Source organism: Streptomyces sp. CB02009 (assembly GCF_001905825.1).
Classification (GTDB): Bacteria; Actinomycetota; Actinomycetes; order Streptomycetales; family Streptomycetaceae; genus Streptomyces.
Map to the genome: position 1 here is coordinate 459,888 of NZ_LIVV01000004.1, position 16,667 is coordinate 476,554.

The 16,667-nt window shown below is 69.9% G+C and carries 16 protein-coding genes; 9 read left to right on the top strand and 7 right to left on the bottom strand.

The genetic code is table 11. The features are described 5' to 3' along the window. Window positions 1-227: 227 nt before the first annotated feature. Both AMK27_RS18415 and AMK27_RS18420 read left to right on the top strand, forming a co-directional pair. Complete coding sequence (locus AMK27_RS18415; protein WP_073908761.1) at window positions 228-2,996, top strand: transglycosylase domain-containing protein; 2,769 nt, start codon at window positions 228-230, stop codon at window positions 2,994-2,996. A gap of 147 nt (window positions 2,997-3,143) precedes the next feature. Continuing rightward, on the top strand, window positions 3,144-4,643 hold the full coding sequence (locus AMK27_RS18420; RefSeq protein WP_073908764.1) for a glycosyltransferase family 87 protein: 1,500 nt from the start codon (window positions 3,144-3,146) through the stop codon (window positions 4,641-4,643). Between the two features lie 30 nt (window positions 4,644-4,673). Here AMK27_RS18420 and AMK27_RS18425 read toward each other — a convergent pair whose 3' ends face one another. The 3 genes from AMK27_RS18425 to AMK27_RS18435 form a co-directional block, all read right to left on the bottom strand. Then, window positions 4,674-5,705 carry an alanine racemase gene (locus AMK27_RS18425; protein WP_073908767.1) on the bottom strand — a complete coding sequence of 344 codons (1,032 nt, stop codon included), beginning with the start codon at window positions 5,703-5,705 and terminating at the stop codon, window positions 4,674-4,676. 82 nt (window positions 5,706-5,787) lie between these two features. Next, the gene (locus tag AMK27_RS18430; RefSeq protein ID WP_073908770.1) at window positions 5,788-6,906 is read right to left on the bottom strand and encodes a lipid II:glycine glycyltransferase FemX; all 1,119 of its coding nucleotides are present in this window, start codon (window positions 6,904-6,906) and stop codon (window positions 5,788-5,790) included. A 119-nt stretch (window positions 6,907-7,025) separates the two neighbouring features. After that, window positions 7,026-7,340 carry a hypothetical protein gene (locus tag AMK27_RS18435; protein WP_073908773.1) on the bottom strand — a complete coding sequence of 105 codons (315 nt, stop codon included), beginning with the start codon at window positions 7,338-7,340 and terminating at the stop codon, window positions 7,026-7,028. 281 nt (window positions 7,341-7,621) lie between these two features. Here AMK27_RS18435 and rpsF point away from each other — a divergent pair, with 281 nt between their 5' ends. The 4 genes from rpsF (at window position 7,622) to rplI (ending at window position 9,347) form a co-directional block, all read left to right on the top strand. Continuing rightward, complete coding sequence (gene rpsF / locus AMK27_RS18440; RefSeq protein WP_015034882.1) at window positions 7,622-7,912, top strand: 30S ribosomal protein S6; 291 nt, start codon at window positions 7,622-7,624, stop codon at window positions 7,910-7,912. A gap of 74 nt (window positions 7,913-7,986) precedes the next feature. Next, complete coding sequence (locus tag AMK27_RS18445; RefSeq protein WP_073908775.1) at window positions 7,987-8,589, top strand: single-stranded DNA-binding protein; 603 nt, start codon at window positions 7,987-7,989, stop codon at window positions 8,587-8,589. A gap of 56 nt (window positions 8,590-8,645) precedes the next feature. Then, window positions 8,646-8,882 (top strand): 30S ribosomal protein S18, encoded by a 237-nt coding sequence (gene rpsR / locus AMK27_RS18450; protein ID WP_003967857.1) that lies wholly within the window; start codon window positions 8,646-8,648, stop codon window positions 8,880-8,882. Window positions 8,883-8,900: 18 nt separating this feature from the next. Continuing rightward, complete coding sequence (gene rplI / locus AMK27_RS18455; RefSeq protein WP_073908778.1) at window positions 8,901-9,347, top strand: 50S ribosomal protein L9; 447 nt, start codon at window positions 8,901-8,903, stop codon at window positions 9,345-9,347. 104 nt (window positions 9,348-9,451) lie between these two features. On the opposite strand, the gene AMK27_RS18460 is transcribed toward rplI, so the two are convergent. After that, the gene (locus AMK27_RS18460) at window positions 9,452-10,789 is read right to left on the bottom strand and encodes an MATE family efflux transporter (RefSeq protein ID WP_073908781.1); all 1,338 of its coding nucleotides are present in this window, start codon (window positions 10,787-10,789) and stop codon (window positions 9,452-9,454) included. 423 nt (window positions 10,790-11,212) lie between these two features. Here AMK27_RS18460 and dnaB point away from each other — a divergent pair, with 423 nt between their 5' ends. Next, on the top strand, window positions 11,213-12,697 hold the full coding sequence (gene dnaB, locus AMK27_RS18465; protein ID WP_073908784.1) for a replicative DNA helicase: 1,485 nt from the start codon (window positions 11,213-11,215) through the stop codon (window positions 12,695-12,697). Here the strand turns inward: dnaB and AMK27_RS18470 are convergent. Beyond that, window positions 12,688-13,554, bottom strand: a complete 867-nt coding sequence (locus AMK27_RS18470) for an alpha/beta fold hydrolase (protein ID WP_073908787.1) — start codon at window positions 13,552-13,554, stop codon at window positions 12,688-12,690. The two genes, dnaB and AMK27_RS18470, sit on opposite strands and share 10 nt — an antisense overlap. 92 nt (window positions 13,555-13,646) lie before the next feature. On the opposite strand from AMK27_RS18470, the gene AMK27_RS18475 reads away from it, so the two are divergent. Further along, complete coding sequence (locus AMK27_RS18475; RefSeq protein WP_079188497.1) at window positions 13,647-14,132, top strand: MarR family winged helix-turn-helix transcriptional regulator; 486 nt, start codon at window positions 13,647-13,649, stop codon at window positions 14,130-14,132. Between the two features lie 40 nt (window positions 14,133-14,172). Continuing rightward, window positions 14,173-15,555, top strand: a complete 1,383-nt coding sequence (locus AMK27_RS18480; RefSeq protein WP_073908791.1) for a serine hydrolase domain-containing protein — start codon at window positions 14,173-14,175, stop codon at window positions 15,553-15,555. Between the two features lie 84 nt (window positions 15,556-15,639). Here the strand turns inward: AMK27_RS18480 and AMK27_RS18485 are convergent, their stop codons facing one another. Both AMK27_RS18485 and AMK27_RS18490 read right to left on the bottom strand, forming a co-directional pair. Beyond that, window positions 15,640-16,092, bottom strand: a complete 453-nt coding sequence (locus AMK27_RS18485; protein ID WP_073908794.1) for a GNAT family N-acetyltransferase — start codon at window positions 16,090-16,092, stop codon at window positions 15,640-15,642. 86 nt (window positions 16,093-16,178) lie between these two features. Further along, the gene (locus tag AMK27_RS18490) at window positions 16,179-16,637 is read right to left on the bottom strand and encodes a MarR family winged helix-turn-helix transcriptional regulator (protein WP_055599091.1); all 459 of its coding nucleotides are present in this window, start codon (window positions 16,635-16,637) and stop codon (window positions 16,179-16,181) included. Window positions 16,638-16,667: the final 30 nt, after the last annotated feature.

Genomic DNA, 16,667 nt, shown 5'->3' on the forward strand with positions numbered 1-16,667 from the left:
GCCTGATTTGGGGTGAACTCCGGCCCTAGATGGGTTTTGGCCGTGCGTAGGCTGTGCGGCATGCAGAACACCGGGAACCGAGCACTGCCGAGGGGCGTCAGTGCTCCGGGTGACCGGCTGCGATACGGAGGGGCCTCCGATGGGGTTCCGGCCGTGCGCATTTCGGGGGGACCGGAACTCAACTGCCGCTTCCAGGCGTTCACGCCTGCCCGAGGAGTAGTCGTTCGATGAGCGAGCATCGTCGCAAAATGCCGCCGCAGCAGCCGCCGACGGGCGGTCGCGCGGCGGCACGGCGCGCTGCCCAGCAGCCGGTGGGCCGCAGGTCGGCCCCGGCCCATGACGTCGGTACGGGGGCCCCGTCGGCCTCGTACGGACCCCCGTCCTCCCCCGGGGAGGAGCAGCGGCCCTACGGCGGTCGCGCGGAGGCCCGCAGGGCCGCCCAGCGCGGCAGCCGCCGGAGGGGCGCAGAGGCCGGCCCGGGAGGTCCCGCAGGGCCCGGCGGCGGACGGCGTGGTGGTGGCGGCGGTGGCCGCGGCGGCGGTCCCGGCCGTGGTGCCGGCGGACGTCCGCCGGGCAAGAAGCGGATCATCGACTACCCCCGCTACGGAAAGTACGGCTGGCGTCGCTGGATGCCGTCGTGGAAGCTCGTGACGGGCACCTTCCTGTTCTTCACGGCCAGCCTGATGGGCGCGGCCGCGATCGCGTACACGCAGGTGGAGATCCCCAACGAGGCGCTGACCGCGAAGTCGCAGAACAACATCTACTACTGGTCGGACAAGACCAGGATGGTCGCGACGGGCAGCGGCACCAACCGCCAGATCGTCCCGTTCGAAAAGATCCCGAAGTCCATGCAGAACGCCGTGATCTCGGCGGAGAACAAGACCTTCTGGGACGACTCCGGCATCGACCCCATGGGCATCGGCCGCGCCGTGTGGAACATGGCCAAGGGCGGCGAGACCCAGGGTGGTTCGACGATCACCCAGCAGTACGTGAAGAACAACCGCCTCGACGACCAGTCGCAGACCCTCAGCCGGAAGGTGAAGGAACTCTTCATCTCCATGAAGGTCGGCAGCGAGGTCGACAAGGACGAGATCATGGCCGGCTACCTGAACACCGCGTACTACGGCCGCGGTGCCTACGGTGTCCAGGCGGCGGCCCGCGCGTACTTCAACGTCGACGCCGAGAAGCTCAACCCCAGCCAGTCCGCGCTGCTCGCCGCGGTGCTCAAGGGCGCGACGTACTACGACCCGGCCGGCTACCCCGAGATCGACGCGGAGGCCACGCGCGAGAAGAACACCGCGCGGGCCACCGACCGGTGGTCGTGGATCCTCGACGAGATGCAGAAGGACGGGCACCTCCCGGCCGCGGAGCGCGCGAAGTACACGACGTTCCCCAAGGTCGAGAAGCCCAGGAAGAGCGCGAACCTGAGCGGTCAGATCGGTTACCTGGTCACCACCGCGAAGGCCAACATCAAGGCCCAGTTCGGCATCACCGAACAGGATCTGGAGCGTGGCGGGTACGAGATCTACACCACCTTCGAGAAGAAGAAGGTGGACGCCATGGAGGACTCGGTCACGAAGATCCTCAAGGAGTACATCGACCCGAAGAAGCGCCCCAAGACGGACACCAACGTGCAGTTCGGCGGTGCCTCCGTCGACACGGCGACCGGGAAGATCGTCGCGCTCTACGGTGGCGTCGACGCGACCAAGCACTTCCAGAGCAACGCCGACAACACCGGCGCCCAGGTCGGATCGACGTTCAAGCCGTTCGTCCTCGCCGCGGCGATGAGGGACGGCGTCCGGGACAAGTCCCTGGGCGAGGTCCAGGACAACTCCAGCCGCAAGATCGTCGACCCTGACAAGAGCCGCTACTCCGGCAAGAACAAGCTGAAGATCCGCAAGTACAACGGCGAGATCTGGCACAACGAGGAGGGCAAGGAGTGGCTGCAGACGAATGACGACGACGCGAGCTACAAGGACATGACCCTGCGTCGCGCCATGATCAAGTCGGCCAACTCGCCCTACGTGCAGCTCGGCATGGACGTCGGCATCGACAAGGTCCGCAAGGCCGCCGTCGACGCGGGCCTGCGCCCCGACTCGCTCGTCGGGGGCGAGGTGCCCTCGTTCTCCCTCGGTATCTCCAGCCCGAGTGCCATCCGCATGGCGGGCGCCTACGCGACCTTCGCCAACGAGGGCGAGCAGAACGACCCCTACTCGGTGGAGTCCGTGAAGAAGGAGGGTGTCGTCATCCATCAGCACAAGGCGAAGACAGAGAGCCCCTTCTCCCCGGCCGTCGCCAACAACGTCACCGACGTCCTCCGCTCCGTCGTGGAGGACGAAGAGGGCACCGGCCGGAAGGCCCGGATCCCGGGTCGCGATGTGGCCGGCAAGACCGGTACCACCGACGGCAACAAGTCGGCCTGGTTCGTGGGCTACACCCCGCAGCTGTCGACCGCGATCGACATGTACCGGTTCGACGACGACGAGTCGAAGAAGAACCGCGAGTTCCAGGAGATGTTCGGCACGGGTGACCAGCCGAAGATCCACGGTTCGTCGTTCCCGTCGCGGATCTGGCAGGACTACATGACCGAGGCCGTGGAGAGCTACCCGGCCAAGTCCTTCCCGAAGCCGGAGAAGCTCGAGGGCGCCGAGGCCGTCTTCGGCGGTGGCGCCTCCAGCCCGACGCCGACCCCGACGGCCACCCCGACGCCCACCGAGACGACGGCCACGCCGACGACGACCGCGCCGACCACCACGCCGCCGCCGACGACGACCCCGCCGACGACGACGCGGACGCCGAAGCCGGACAAGACGACCTGTGGCGTCTGGGGCTGGGGCTGCACGGACGAACCGGGCGACCCCGGCGGCAACACCGGGGAGCCCACCACCACCCCGCCCACCACCGACACACCGACGGAGACGGGCACGCCGACGGACGACGGGAACGGTCCCGGCGGAGGGAACGGCAAACCCGGCAACGGGAGCCTCGTCCCCTGATCCGCCGCTGATCCGCCGCCGGGGGCTTTCCCCGGGCCCCCGCCGACACGCGGGAAGAGGGCCGTCGCGTCCGATCCGTACCTTCCGTACGGGCCGGCCGCGGCGGCCCTCGCCGTTTTCCCGGAGCCGTACGGCAGGATGTCCCCCATGCCGAGCCTCCAGAAGACGAGCGCGCCGCAGGACCGGCCCCAGGGCCGGCCGCAGACGGTCATCCCCACCCACCGGGACAAGGTGGCCGCCGCCGGCAGCGAACTGATCGGCGGCCCCTACGGCCGCCGGGCGAGGACCGGCACCGGGCAGTTCACGCCGGTGCGGGTGATCGCCCTCGTGGCCATCGGCATGTTCGCCCTCGGCATGGTGCAGAAGCTGCCCTGCTACAACTGGGCCTGGTTCCGGGGCACGACCTCCCAGTACACCCACGCCTGCTACTCGGACATCCCGCACCTCTTCACGGGACGGGGCTTCGCCGAGGGCCTGGTGCCCTACTTCGACCGGCTGGGCGGCGACATACCGTTCCTCGAGTACCCGGTGCTGACCGGGCTCTTCATGGAGGTCGCGGCCTGGCTCACGCCGGGCGGCGGCGGCACGATGCAGCGCGAGCAGTCGTACTGGCTGGCCAACGCGGGTCTTCTGATGGTCTGCGCCGCCGTCCTCGCGGTCTGTGTGGCCCGGACGCACCGGCTGCGGCCCTGGGACGGGCTGCTCGTCGCCCTGGCGCCCTCGATCGCGCTGACCGCGACGATCAACTGGGACATACTGGCCGTCGCGCTGACGGCCGCCGCGGTCCTGATGTGGTCGCGCGAACGGCCCCTGGCCTTCGGCATCCTGCTCGGCCTGGCCACCGCCGCCAAGTTCTACCCGATACTGCTCCTGTGCCCGCTGCTGCTGCTCTGCTGGCGGGCCGGGAAGTGGCGGGAGTACGGGACGGCGGTCCTGGCCGCGGGCAGCGCGTGGCTCCTGGTGAACCTGCCCGTGATGCTGCTCGCCCCCGAGGGCTGGAAGCAGTTCTACCTGTTCAGCCGGGACCGCAACGTCGACTTCGGTTCGGTCTGGCTGCTGGTCAGCCAGCGGACGGGCAACGCCATAACGCCGGGCCAGGCCAACCTGTACGCGCTGCTGCTGATGCTGGCGGCGATCGGCGGGCTCGCCTACCTGGCGTTCACGGCGCCCCGCAGGCCCCGCTTCGTCCAGCTGGCGTTCCTGGTCGTCGCCGCGTTCGTCCTGACCAACAAGGTCTACTCACCGCAGTACGTGCTGTGGCTGGTGCCGCTGGCGGCGCTCGCGAGGCCGCGCTGGCGCGACTTCCTGATCTGGCAGGCGTGCGAGGTCATGTACTTCGTCGGCGTCTGGATGTACCTGGCGTTCACGACCAGCGGCAACAAGCAGGGCCTGCCGGTGGACGGCTACCAGTTCGTGATCGTGCTGCACCTGCTCGGCACCCTGTACCTGTGCGTGATGGTCGTACGCGACATCCTCACGCCCGAGAAGGACCCGGTCCGGCAGGACGGCTCGGACGACCCCTCCGGAGGCGTCCTGGACGGCGCCGAGGACGTCTTCGCGCTGGGCAGGGCCGCCCGTCCCGCCCGGCACGCGGCCCCGGTCGCCGAGGACGCGCTGCTGGTGGAATGGGGAACCCCCAGGAGCTGAGCTCCCGGGGGTGAGGGGCGGTCGGCCGGCTCAGCGCTCGACGAGCCGGTCGAACTGCGTCGTGGTGTGGCGCAGATGCGCCACGAGCTCGTCGCCGACCCGGGGCTCCTGCGCGTCGGCCGGCACGAACAGGATCGACACCTGCATGTGCGGCGGCTCGGCGAACCAGCGCTGCTTCCCGGCCCAGACGAAAGGCGAAAGGTTCCGGTTGACGGTGGCGAGACCGGCCCGTGCGACGCCCTTGGCGCGCGGCATCACGCCGTGCATGGCCTTGGGGGCCTCCAGACCCACACCGTGCGAGGTGCCGCCGGCGACCACGACCAGCCAGCCGTCCGACGCGGCCTTCTGCTGGCGGTAGCCGAACCGGTCGCCCTTGGCGACCCGGGTCACGTCGAGGACGGCGCCCCGGTACTCCGTGGCCTCGTGGTCGCCCAGCCAGAGCCGGGTGCCGATGCGGGCGCGGAAGCGGGTCTGCGGGAACTGCTGCTGGAGACGCGCCTGCTCCTCGGCCCGCAGATGGCTGACGAACATGGTGTGCAGCGGCAGCCGCGCGGCCCGCAGCCGGTCCATCCAGCCGATGACCTCCTCGACGGCGTCGGTGCCGTCCGGGCGGTCCAGCGGGAGGTGGAGCGCGAAGCCCTCCAGGCGTACGTCCTCGATGGCGGCGTGGAGCTGCGGGAGCTCCTCCTCGCGGACGCCGTGCCGCTTCATCGAGCTCATGCACTCGATGACGACCCGGGCTCCCACGAGGGCGTGGACGCCGTCCACGGACGACACGGAGCGGATGACCCGGTCGGGCAGCGGAACCGGTTCCTCACCCCGGCGGAAGGGGGTGAGCACCAGCAGGTCGCCGCTGAACCAGTCCTTGATCCGCGCGGCCTCGTAGGTGGTGCCCACGGCGAGCATGTCGGCGCCGTTCCGGGCCGCCTCGTCCGCGAGGCGTTCGTGGCCGAAGCCGTAACCGTTCCCCTTGCAGACCGGGATGACACCGGGGAACTGGTCGATGACGGTCTTCTGGTGCGCCCGCCAGCGAGCGGTGTCGACGTAGAGGGAGAGCGCCATGGCCGGCCCGGAACCTTTCTGATGGCAGCGGTGTATCAAAGGTATGTACGAGACTACGGAAACGTCAGCGGCACGGCACGGGTCACCGGCGCGACATGTAGATGTCGAGCGCCTTGTGCAGCAGCTTGTTCAGCGGGAAGTCCCACTCGCCGACGTACTCGACGGCCTCGCCGCCGGTGCCCACCTTGAACTGGATGAGCCCGAAGAGGTGGTCGGTCTCGTCGAGCGAGTCCGAGATGCCCCGCAGGTCGTAGACGGTCGCGCCCATCGCGTAGGCGTCGCGCAGCATGCGCCACTGCATCGCGTTCGAGGGCCGGACCTCACGGCCGATGTTGTCGGAGGCGCCGTAGGAGTACCAGACGTGGCCGCCGACGACGAGCATCGTCGCCGCGGAGAGGTTCACGCCGTTGTGGCGGGCGAAGTAGAGCCGCATGCGGTTGGGGTCCTCGCTGTTGAGGACGGTCCACATGCGCTGGAAGTACGAGAGCGGGCGCGGCCGGAAGTGGTCGCGGACGGCCGTGATCTCGTACAGCCGCTGCCACTCGGCCAGGTCCTCGTAGCCGCCCTGGACGACCTCGACACCAGCCTTCTCGGCCTTCTTGATGTTGCGGCGCCACAGCTGGTTGAAGCCTTTGAGGACGTCGTCGAGCGAGCGGTTCGCGAGCGGGACCTGGAAGACGTAGCGGGGCTGCACGTCGCCGAAGCCGGCGCCGCCGTCCTCGGCCTGCTGCCAGCCCATCTTCCGCAGCCGGTCCGCGACTTCGAAGGCACGCGGCTCGATGTGGGTGGCCTCGACGTCCTTGAGGCGCTTGACGTCCGGGTCCTGGATGCCGGACTTGATGGCGGCCGAGTCCCAGCGCCGGATGACGACCGGCGGGCCCATCTTCACGGAGAAGGCGCCCTGCTGCTTGAGGTGCGCCAGCATCGGGTTCAGCCAGTCGTCGAGGTTCGGCGCGTGCCAGTTGATGACCGGGCCCTCGGGCAGATAGGCGAGGTAGCGCTTGATCTTCGGGAGCTGGCGGTAGAGGACCAGGCCGGCGCCGACGAGTTCGCCGCTCTTGTCGAACCAGCCGAGGTTCTCCGAGCGCCACTCGGTCTTCACATCAGCCCACGCCGGGACCTGGCAGTGGCTCGCCGCGGGCTGGCTCTGGATGTAGGCCAGATGCTGCTCACGGCTGATGGTCCTCAGGGTCAGGCTCATGCGGGGCGCTCCTCGGCAGGTGTGTCCCCATGGGTCAGGGGCTCCGGCTCTCGCGCCGAAGCCTACTGTGACCGGGGAGCGCCCCGAATGGGTGTGTGCGTCCTGACGTGGCCCTGGGCTCAGCTGATGACCCCGCCGAAGAGCCCGCCGTGGGCCATTCCGAGGTAGAAGCCGAACGCCGACGCGCCGAGTCCGAGGATCAGCAGGAAGCGCTCGCGTGTCGTCACGGAGATGAACTGTCCGTAGGCGCCGGTCAGGATGCCGATGAGCCCCGTCCAGGAACTCAGCAGGTGCAGGTTGTGGAACTGCGCCGTGACGAAGGCGATGACGCCGAGGACCAGCGTCACTCCGACCAGGGCGTCCTGGATGGGGTGCGGTTTGCCGTCGGTGGCGAAGAGGGAGTGGCCGGGGTCGGGTCGCATTGCCTGTGCCATGGGGCACCTCCTGGCGTAGCTGCCGGAAGGCGGCGCATCGTAGCGCCGCCGACATCCGTTGTGTACAGATTGCGTCCCCTCACCAGTGAATTTCAACCGGAGGGCGGTGAGCGGGTACTCTGTACGGTCTGCACCGGTGTCTGCCCTGGTCCGTCTGGATCCGGCAGCGTCCCTCGTTCGCGAGGGGGCTGTCAGTGGTGGCGGATACCGTTGCTTACGCATCACGACCCTCCTGCCACGGAACGACCGTGGCCGCTGAGTCCAAAGGAGGTGGGTTCCACATGCGTCACTACGAAGTGATGGTCATCCTCGACCCCGATCTCGAGGAGCGCGCTGTCTCCCCGCTGATCGAGAACTTCCTTTCCGTCGTCCGTGAGGGCAACGGAAAGGTCGAGAAGGTCGACACCTGGGGCCGTCGTCGTCTCGCCTACGAGATCAAGAAGAAGCCCGAGGGCATCTACTCGGTCATCGACCTGCAGGCCGAGCCTGCGGTCGTCAAGGAGCTCGACCGACAGCTCAACCTGAACGAGTCGGTCCTCCGGACCAAGGTCCTCCGTCCCGAGACCCACTGAGCGACTAGCTCAGTGATCTTCGGATCCGAGTAGCAGCAAAGCAGCCAGAAGCAATCCCGCCGAGAGGTTCCCCCATGGCAGGCGAGACCGTCATCACGGTCGTCGGCAATCTTGTCGACGACCCCGAGCTGCGCTTCACCCCGTCCGGTGCGGCGGTCGCGAAGTTCCGTATCGCGTCCACCCCCCGCACCTTCGACCGTCAGACCAATGAGTGGAAGGACGGCGAGAGCCTCTTCCTCACCTGCTCGGTCTGGCGTCAGGCGGCGGAGAACGTCGCCGAGTCGCTTCAGCGAGGCATGCGCGTCGTCGTGCAGGGCCGGCTGAAGCAGCGGTCCTACGAGGACCGTGAGGGCGTCAAGCGCACGGTCTACGAGCTGGATGTCGAGGAAGTCGGCCCCAGCCTCAAGAACGCCACGGCCAAGGTCACCAAGACCACCGGCCGAGGCGGCCAGGGCGGTTACGGCGGCGGGAACGGCGGCGGCCAGCAGGCCGGCGGCGGTGGCGGCTGGGGTGGAAACTCCGGCGGTGGCCAGCAGGGTGGTGGCGGTGCTCCCGCCGACGACCCGTGGGCGACCGGCGGTCCCTCCTCCTCCGGCGGCGGCCAGCAGCAGGGCGGCGGAGGCGGCTGGGGCGGAAACTCCAGCGGCGGCGGCTACTCGGACGAGCCCCCCTTCTAGGGCCACGCCCCGGAAGCAGCTCGTACCCCCATTCTTGATCACACAGGAGAAACACCATGGCGAAGCCGCCTGTGCGCAAGCCTAAGAAGAAGGTCTGCGCGTTCTGCAAGGACAAGACCCAGTACGTGGACTACAAGGACACGAACATGCTGCGGAAGTTCATTTCCGACCGCGGCAAGATCCGTGCCCGCCGCGTGACCGGCAACTGCACGCAGCACCAGCGTGACGTCGCCACGGCCGTCAAGAACAGCCGTGAGATGGCGCTGCTGCCCTACACGTCCACCGCGCGATAAGGAAAGGGTGACCGAATAATGAAGATCATCCTGACCCACGAGGTCTCCGGCCTCGGCACCGCCGGCGACGTCGTCGACGTCAAGGACGGCTACGCCCGCAACTACCTGGTCCCGCGTGGCTTCGCCATCCGCTGGACCAAGGGTGGCGAGCAGGACGTGGCGCAGATCCGCCGCGCCCGCAAGATCCACGAGATCGCGACCATCGAGCAGGCCAACGAGATCAAGGCCAAGCTCGAGGGCACGAAGGTGCGCCTGGCCGTTCGCTCCGGCGACGCCGGCCGTCTCTTCGGCTCCGTGACCCCGGCCGACATCGCCTCGGCGATCAAGGCCGCGGGTGGCCCCGAGGTCGACAAGCGTCGCGTCGAGCTCGGTTCGCCGATCAAGACCCTGGGCTCGCACCAGGTGTCCGTGCGTCTGCACGCCGACGTCGCCGCGAAGCTCGGCGTCGAGATCGTCGCCGCGTAACGCTGCCGCCGGCGCTCTGCGCTGAGCAGTGAGGAAGGGCCGCATCCCTCGGGATGCGGCCCTTCCGCTGTTTCACGTGAAACAGGGCGTTTCACGTGAAACATTCAGCGTGTGGCGCCGGTGACGATCCAGCGGCCGGAGCGGGAGCGGAACCAGAGCGTGGCCATCCGGACGGTCATCATGAGCGTCATCGCCCACCAGAGGGCCGTCAGGCCGCCGCCGAGCGCCGGGACCAGCAGGGCCACCGGGGCGAAGACGGCGAGCGTCAGCAGCATGGCCCAGGCCAGGTAGGGGCCGTCGCCCGCGCCCATCAGGACGCCGTCGAGAACGAAGACGACCCCGGAGATCGGCTGCGAGATCGCCACCACGAGCAGGGCCGGGAGCAGGGTGTCCTGGACGGCCGTGTCGCCGGTGAAGAGCGGGATGAACAGGGGGCGGGCGACGATGAGCAGTGCGCCGAGCCCCACGCCGGAGATCACGCCCCACTGGACCATGCGGCGGCAGACCTGACGGGCGCCCTCGGCGTCGTTCGCCCCGAGATAGCGGCCGATGATGGCCTGGCCCGCGATCGCGATGGCGTCGAGGGCGAAGGCCATCAGGCTCCACAGGGACAGGATGATCTGGTGGGCCGCGACCTCCGCGTCGCCCATCCGGGCCGCGACGGCCGTGGCGATCATCAGCACCGCGCGGAGCGAGAGCGTACGGACGAGGAGCGGCACGCCGGCCTGGGCCGAGGCACGTATGCCCGCCGCGTCGGGACGGAGGGAGGCGCCGTGGCGTCGGGCGCCCCGTACGACCACGACGAGGTAGGCGACGGCCATGCCGCACTGGGCGATCACGGTGCCCCATGCCGAGCCCGCGATCCCCAGACCGGCGCCGTAGACGAGGCCGACGTTGAGCGCGCCGTTGGCCACGAAGCCGCCGATGGCCACGTAGAGCGGCGTACGGGTGTCCTGGAGGCCGCGCAGGACGCCGGTGGCGGCCAGGACGACCAGCATGGCCGGGATGCCGAGGCTGGAGATCCTGAGGTAGGTGACGGCGTAGGGCGCGGCGGTGTCGGAGGCGCCGAAGAGGTCGATGAGCCAGGGCGCCGCGGGCAGGGTCACCGTGACGACGGCGGTGCCGAGCAGGAGGGCGAGCCAGATGCCGTCCATGCCCTGCCGGATCGCCGCCGGGAGGTCACCGGCGCCGACGCGCCGGGAGACGGCGGCCGTGGTGGCGTAGGCGAGGAAGACGAAGACGCTGACGGCGGTGGTCAGCAGGGCGGCGGCGATCGCGAGACCGGCGAGCTGGGGGGTGCCGAGGTGGCCGACGATGGCGCTGTCGACCATGAGGAAGAGCGGCTCGGCGACAAGAGCGCCGAAGGCCGGCAGGGCGAGGGAGACGATCTCGCGGTCGTGCTGTCGGCGGACGGCCTTGGGCGTCGCGGGAGCCTGGGTCATGGGGTCAATCTAATCTTCCACAGGTAAGAGATGCAATGCATTGGTGATCCTTACTTTCAGAGGGCAAGGCGCTTCGGGTGTGGGTCGTTTGTTCTGATCTTGGTCCAGGGGGAAAAGTTTTTCTCCCCCACAGCCCGTGGATGGGAAAGATGCAGGTCAGGACCCTGAGTCGGGGGTGCCTATGAGTTTGTCCACATGGCTGTCCCCCGGTCCGTGCACAGGTTCCGGCGAGTTCTCCACAGGCTGGGGCCCTTCACCCACAGGGCCTGTGGATAACCAGATTGGCTGACGCCTCTCGCGGGCCTACCGTGGTCCGGCGCCCGACGCGCCAGAAGCGGTCGCAAAGCCACCCGTTGATCAAGCCCGTGGCGTAAGAAAGAGTGGCACGGCGAGGTCCGCGGAGCGGACGGGAGGAGGTGCTTGGTGAGCATTGCCGAGCCCATGGACGACCCTTGGGCCGACAGCGGACCGAGTGACCGACTGCCCACCCGTACCCGCGGCGAGGGACGCGGCCGCGGCCGGAACCGAGACGACCAGCATGAGCGGGGCGGCGAAGGCGGCCCCTGGGACGGCGGGCTCTCCGGCTTCGAGCGGGTGCCCCCGCAGGACCTGGACGCCGAGCAGTCCGTCCTCGGCGGCATGCTGCTCTCCAAGGACGCCATCGCGGACGTCGTGGAGATCATCAAGGGCAACGACTTCTACAAGCCCGCCCACGAGACCGTCTACGCGGCGATCCTCGACCTCTACGCCAAGGGCGAGCCGGCCGACCCGATCACGGTCGGCGCCGAGCTCACCAAGCGCGGCGAGATCACCCGCGTCGGCGGTGCCTCCTACCTGCACACCCTGGTCCAGTCGGTGCCGACGGCGGCCAACGCCTCGTACTACGCGGAGATCGTCCACGAGCGGGCCGTCCTGCGCCGCCTCGTCGAGGCCGGCACCAAGATCACGCAGATGGGCTACGCGGCCGACGGAGACGTCGACGAGATCGTGAACTCGGCCCAGGCCGAGATCTACGCGGTCACCGAGCAGCGGACCACCGAGGACTACCTGCCGCTCGGCGACATCATGGAGGGCGCGCTCGACGAGATCGAGGCGATCGGCTCCCGCAGCGGTGAGATGACCGGTGTGCCGACCGGCTTCACCGACCTGGACTCGCTCACCAACGGTCTGCACCCCGGCCAGATGATCATCATCGCGGCGCGTCCCGCCATGGGTAAGTCGACCCTCGCCCTGGACTTCGCGCGGGCGGCGTCCATCAAGCACAACCTGCCCAGCGTCATCTTCTCCCTCGAAATGGGCCGCAACGAGATCGCGATGCGTCTGCTCTCGGCGGAGGCCCGGGTCGCGCTGCACCACATGCGCTCCGGCACGATGACCGACGAGGACTGGACCCGGCTCGCCCGCCGCATGCCGGACGTCTCCCAGGCCCCCCTCTACATCGACGACTCCCCGAACCTGTCGATGATGGAGATCCGGGCGAAGTGCCGCCGGCTCAAGCAGCGCAACGGGCTCAAGCTCGTCATCATCGACTACCTGCAGCTGATGCAGTCCGGTGGTTCGAAGCGGCAGGAGAGCCGTCAGCAAGAGGTCTCCGACATGTCGCGAAACCTGAAGCTCCTCGCCAAGGAGCTGGAGCTGCCGGTGATCGCGCTCTCCCAGCTGAACCGTGGACCCGAGCAGCGCACCGACAAGAAGCCGATGGTCTCCGACCTGCGTGAGTCCGGCTCGATCGAGCAGGACGCGGACATGGTCATCCTGCTGCACCGTGAGGACGCGTACGAGAAGGAGTCACCGCGAGCGGGCGAGGCCGACATCATCGTCGGCAAGCACCGTAACGGCCCGACGGCGACGATCACCGTGGCCTTCCAGGGCCACTACTCCCGCTTCGTGGACATGGCTCAGACCTGACCTCGCCCGAGGAGCGCGGGAACGACCTCGCTCCAGACCTCGCGGGGGAACACCTCGTGGCCGGTCCGCTCCATGGCGAGGAACCGGGCACCGGGGATCTCCGCGGCCAGGGCGCGACCGTGCGCCAAGGGGAACAACGGGTCCTCGGTGCCGTGCAGCACGAGCGTCGGAGCCGTGATCGCGCCGAGGCGGTCCCGCCAGGGTGCTCCGGCGTCGATCAGGAACGGGTTGGTGGCCTGCGCGGCGATGTCGCGCGCGTGGTCGACGACCCGTCCCGCCCAGGCGCGCATGGCGTCGGTGTCGAACGGGCGTGAGGGGGCGGCGAAGGGGCGCTCGCCCTCGACGAGCCACTCGACGACGGCGGCCCTGTCGTTCCAGTCGGGCACCGGGGCGTCCTCGGCGAAGACCGCGAGGAGCGCCTCGGTGATCGGCGGCAGATCGGGCTGTTCGTGGCCGGGTCCGCCGGGGGTCGAGGACGCGAGGGCGAGCGCGGCCACGCGGTCCGGGTGGCCGAGGGCGAGCAGCTGGGCGACGGCCGCGCCCTGGGACATGCCGACGATCTCCGCGGCCGCCACGTCGAGCGCGTCGAGCAGCCCCGCGGCATCGGTGACCAGATCGCGCAGGCCGTACGGCGGCTCGCCCACGGGGAACGCGGTGGAGCGGCCCGCGTCCCGGCTGTCGTAGCGGATCACGTACCTGCCGCCGGCGACGAGGCGGCGGACGAACTCCTCGTCCCACGCCAGCATCGAGTGGCCCGCGCCGTGGATGAGGAGGAGGGGCGTGCCGGCGGGGTCGCCGAAGGCCTCCGCGGACAGTTCGACGCCGTTGGTCCGAACGATGTGCTGGGTGCCTCGCATGGGGTGCCGCCTTCCCGTCTTCTTCGTTACGTGTAACGAAGATGCTAGCAAGTATTCGTTACATGTCACGGACCTCTTTGTAGACTGGGGGCATGTCCTCCCCTGACCGGCCCGGGCCTCAACGGTCCGAGCTTCACCGGCCCGAGCCCGCCGCGCTGGACGCCTGGCACGCGTATCGCGCACTGCCCCTGCTCATCGACGCGGAAGTCGCCCGCGACCTGGAGCAGGACGCGGGTCTGTCCATGGCCGACTACGACGTGCTGGCCGCCGTGACGGCACTGGCGTCCGACGACACCTGCATCCGTGTCAGCGGCCTCGCGGCCCGACTGCGCTGGGCCCACAGCCGGTTGTCACGGCATCTGGGGCGGATGGAGCGGCGCGGGCTCGTCGCCCGCGAACCGTGCGAGCGGGACGGTCGTGGCGACGACGTCCTGCTGACGCCCGCCGGCCGCGCGGCGCACGACGGGGCGACGCCGGTCTACCAGGCCTCCGTCCAGCGGCACTTCGCCGCGCTGCTGTCCCGGGAGCAGCTCGCCGCCCTGAGCGGCATCGAGGAGACCGTCACGGCGCACCGCTAAACCGGAGGCCTCGGTTCGGAAGATCACGTTGGATGGGGCCATGACGACAACTTTCGAAGCCCTGCTGCCCGGTACCGAGCGGGCTCTGCTGCATCGCGTCGCGGTCGCCCAGTCCGAGGGGCGGGCGCCCTCCTTCGTGGGGGCCGTGGTGCGCGACGGAGCGCTGGTGTGGAGCGGTTCGCGTAGCTGCGTGGACGGGCACGCGCCGGACTCAGACACCCAGTTCAGGATCGGCTCGATCACCAAGGTGTTCACCGCCGTGCTGGTGATGCGGCTGCGGGACGAGGGGCTCCTCGGGCTCGACGACCCGCTGGAGCGGCACCTCAAGGACACGGGCGTCGGAGAGGTGACGATCGCTCAGCTCCTCGGCCACAGTGGCGGTCTCGCGGCGGAGACGCCCGGTCAGTGGTGGGAGCGCTCGTCCGCGGCGCTGCGGCCGGGACTCCCCGACGTCCTGGGGGAGCAGCCCTTCCTGCAGGCGCCGGGGCGCCGCCACCACTACTCCAACCCCGGGTACACGCTGCTCGGTTCACTGGTCGAGGCCGTGCGGGGGGTCTCTTGGGAGGAGGCGCTGCGGCGCGAGATCCTGGAGCCGCTCGGGATGGGCCGTACGACGCTCGATCCGGTGGCCCCGCACGCGGGCGGCTGGGCGGTGCACCCCTGGGCCGATGTGATGCTGCCGGAGCCGTCCGAGGACCTCGGGCTGATGGCGCCGGCCGGGCAGCTATGGTCGACGGCGGGGGACCTCGCCCGCTTCGCCGCCTTCCTCGCGGCGGGCGACGAGCGGGTGCTGGGCGCGTCCACCGTGGCGGAGATGCGGGCGCCGGCTGCCCCGGTCGGCGAGGGGGACTGGGAGGGAGGCTATGGTCTCGGCCTCCAGCTGGTCCGCAAGGACGGCCGGACCCTGATCGGCCACACCGGCTCGCTTCCTGGTTTCGTCGCCGCCCTCTGGGTGAGCGTGGAGGACGGGCTGGCGGCGATCGCCCTCGCCAATGCCACCTCGGCGCCGCTGACGGGGGTCGTGGCCGCCGATCTCGTACGGATCGTGGCGGAGGCGGAGCCGAGGTTCCCGGAGCCCTGGCGCCCGCTTCCCGAGACCGAGGCCGATGAGGAGCTGCTGGCCCTGACGGGGCCCTGGTACTGGGGCACGTACGCCTACGGGCTCCGGGTCGGCGCCGAGCGGAGCGTGGTGCTCGAACCGCTGCGGGGAGCCGGACGGCGGGCCCGCTTCCGGGCGCTGCCCGACGGCGGCTGGGTCGGCCTGAACGGCTACTACGAGGGGGAGACGCTCCGGGCGGTGCGGCGGGCGGACGGCAGTGTGAGCCATCTCGACCTCGGCTCCTTCGTCTTCACCCGGGAGCCGTACGCGCCGGCCGACGTGGTGCCGGGTGGCGTGGACGAGGCGGGCTGGCGCGGTCTCTGAGCCGTTCCGCGGTGTTTCACGTGAAACAGGCGCCCTCGGCGGGCCGGAACCGACTCCCCCGGCCCGCCGAGGGCGTGCTCTGCCTCAGAGGTTCTTCTTGAAGCCCAGGTGGGAGGCCTCGAAGCCGAGCCGCTCGTAGAAGCGGTGGGCATCGGTGCGAGTGACGTCGGAGGTCAGCTGGACGAGTCGGCAGCCCTGGCGTCCGGACTCCTCGACGGCCCACTCGATGAGCTGGGTGCCCAGGCCGCTGCCGCGCTCCTCGGCGTGGATGCGGACGCCCTCGATGATCGAGCGGGTGGCGCCCCGGCGGGAGAGGCCCGGGATGATCGTCAACTGGAGGGTGCCGACGACCTTGTCCGCGCGGACGGCCACGACGAGGTGCTGCTGGGGGTCGTTCGCCAGGCGCTCGAAGGCCACGAGGTAGGGGCCGAGGTCGTCCGGGGACTCGCGCTGCGCGCCCAGGGGGTCGTCGGCGAGCATCGCGACGATGGCTTCGAGGTCCTCCGCGGTGGCGGGGCGTATCTCAAGATCGCTCATGCCCGCAGGGTACGCCGGAGGGCGACACCGCAGTACCGACGGAGGGCGGCACCGCAGTACCGACGGCATGCCGCGCGGCCGGCGCCTCAGGCGGGTACGCCCACGCCTTCCACGACCTGGACCAGCGGGGCGAGCTCCGGGTTCTTGGCGGCCTCGTCGAGCGCCTCGCGCAGAGCGCTGTCATTGGTGGGGCGGGCCTCCGCCAGGAGCTTCTGGCCGGCTTCGGTGACATCGGTGTAGATGCCGCGCCGGTCGGTGGCGCAGAGGTACCGGGTGAGCAGACCCCGGTCCTCGAGCCGGGTGACCAGCCGGGTGGTGGCGCTCTGGCTGAGGACGACCGCGTCGGCGACCTGCTTCATCTGGAGGTGCCCGCCGGGTCCGCTGTGCTGGCGGCTGAGGACGTCGAGCAGCGAGTACTCCCGCACGCTCAGACCGTGCCGTGACTCCAGGGCGCGCTCGATGTGCGACTCGATCCTGCCGTGCAGCAGGGAGAGGGCGCACCAGCGCTGGGAGAGCGCGGTGAGTGCGGGGTCCGTCGCGGTCATGGTCTCTCCTCGGTCTCTCCTCGGCACCGG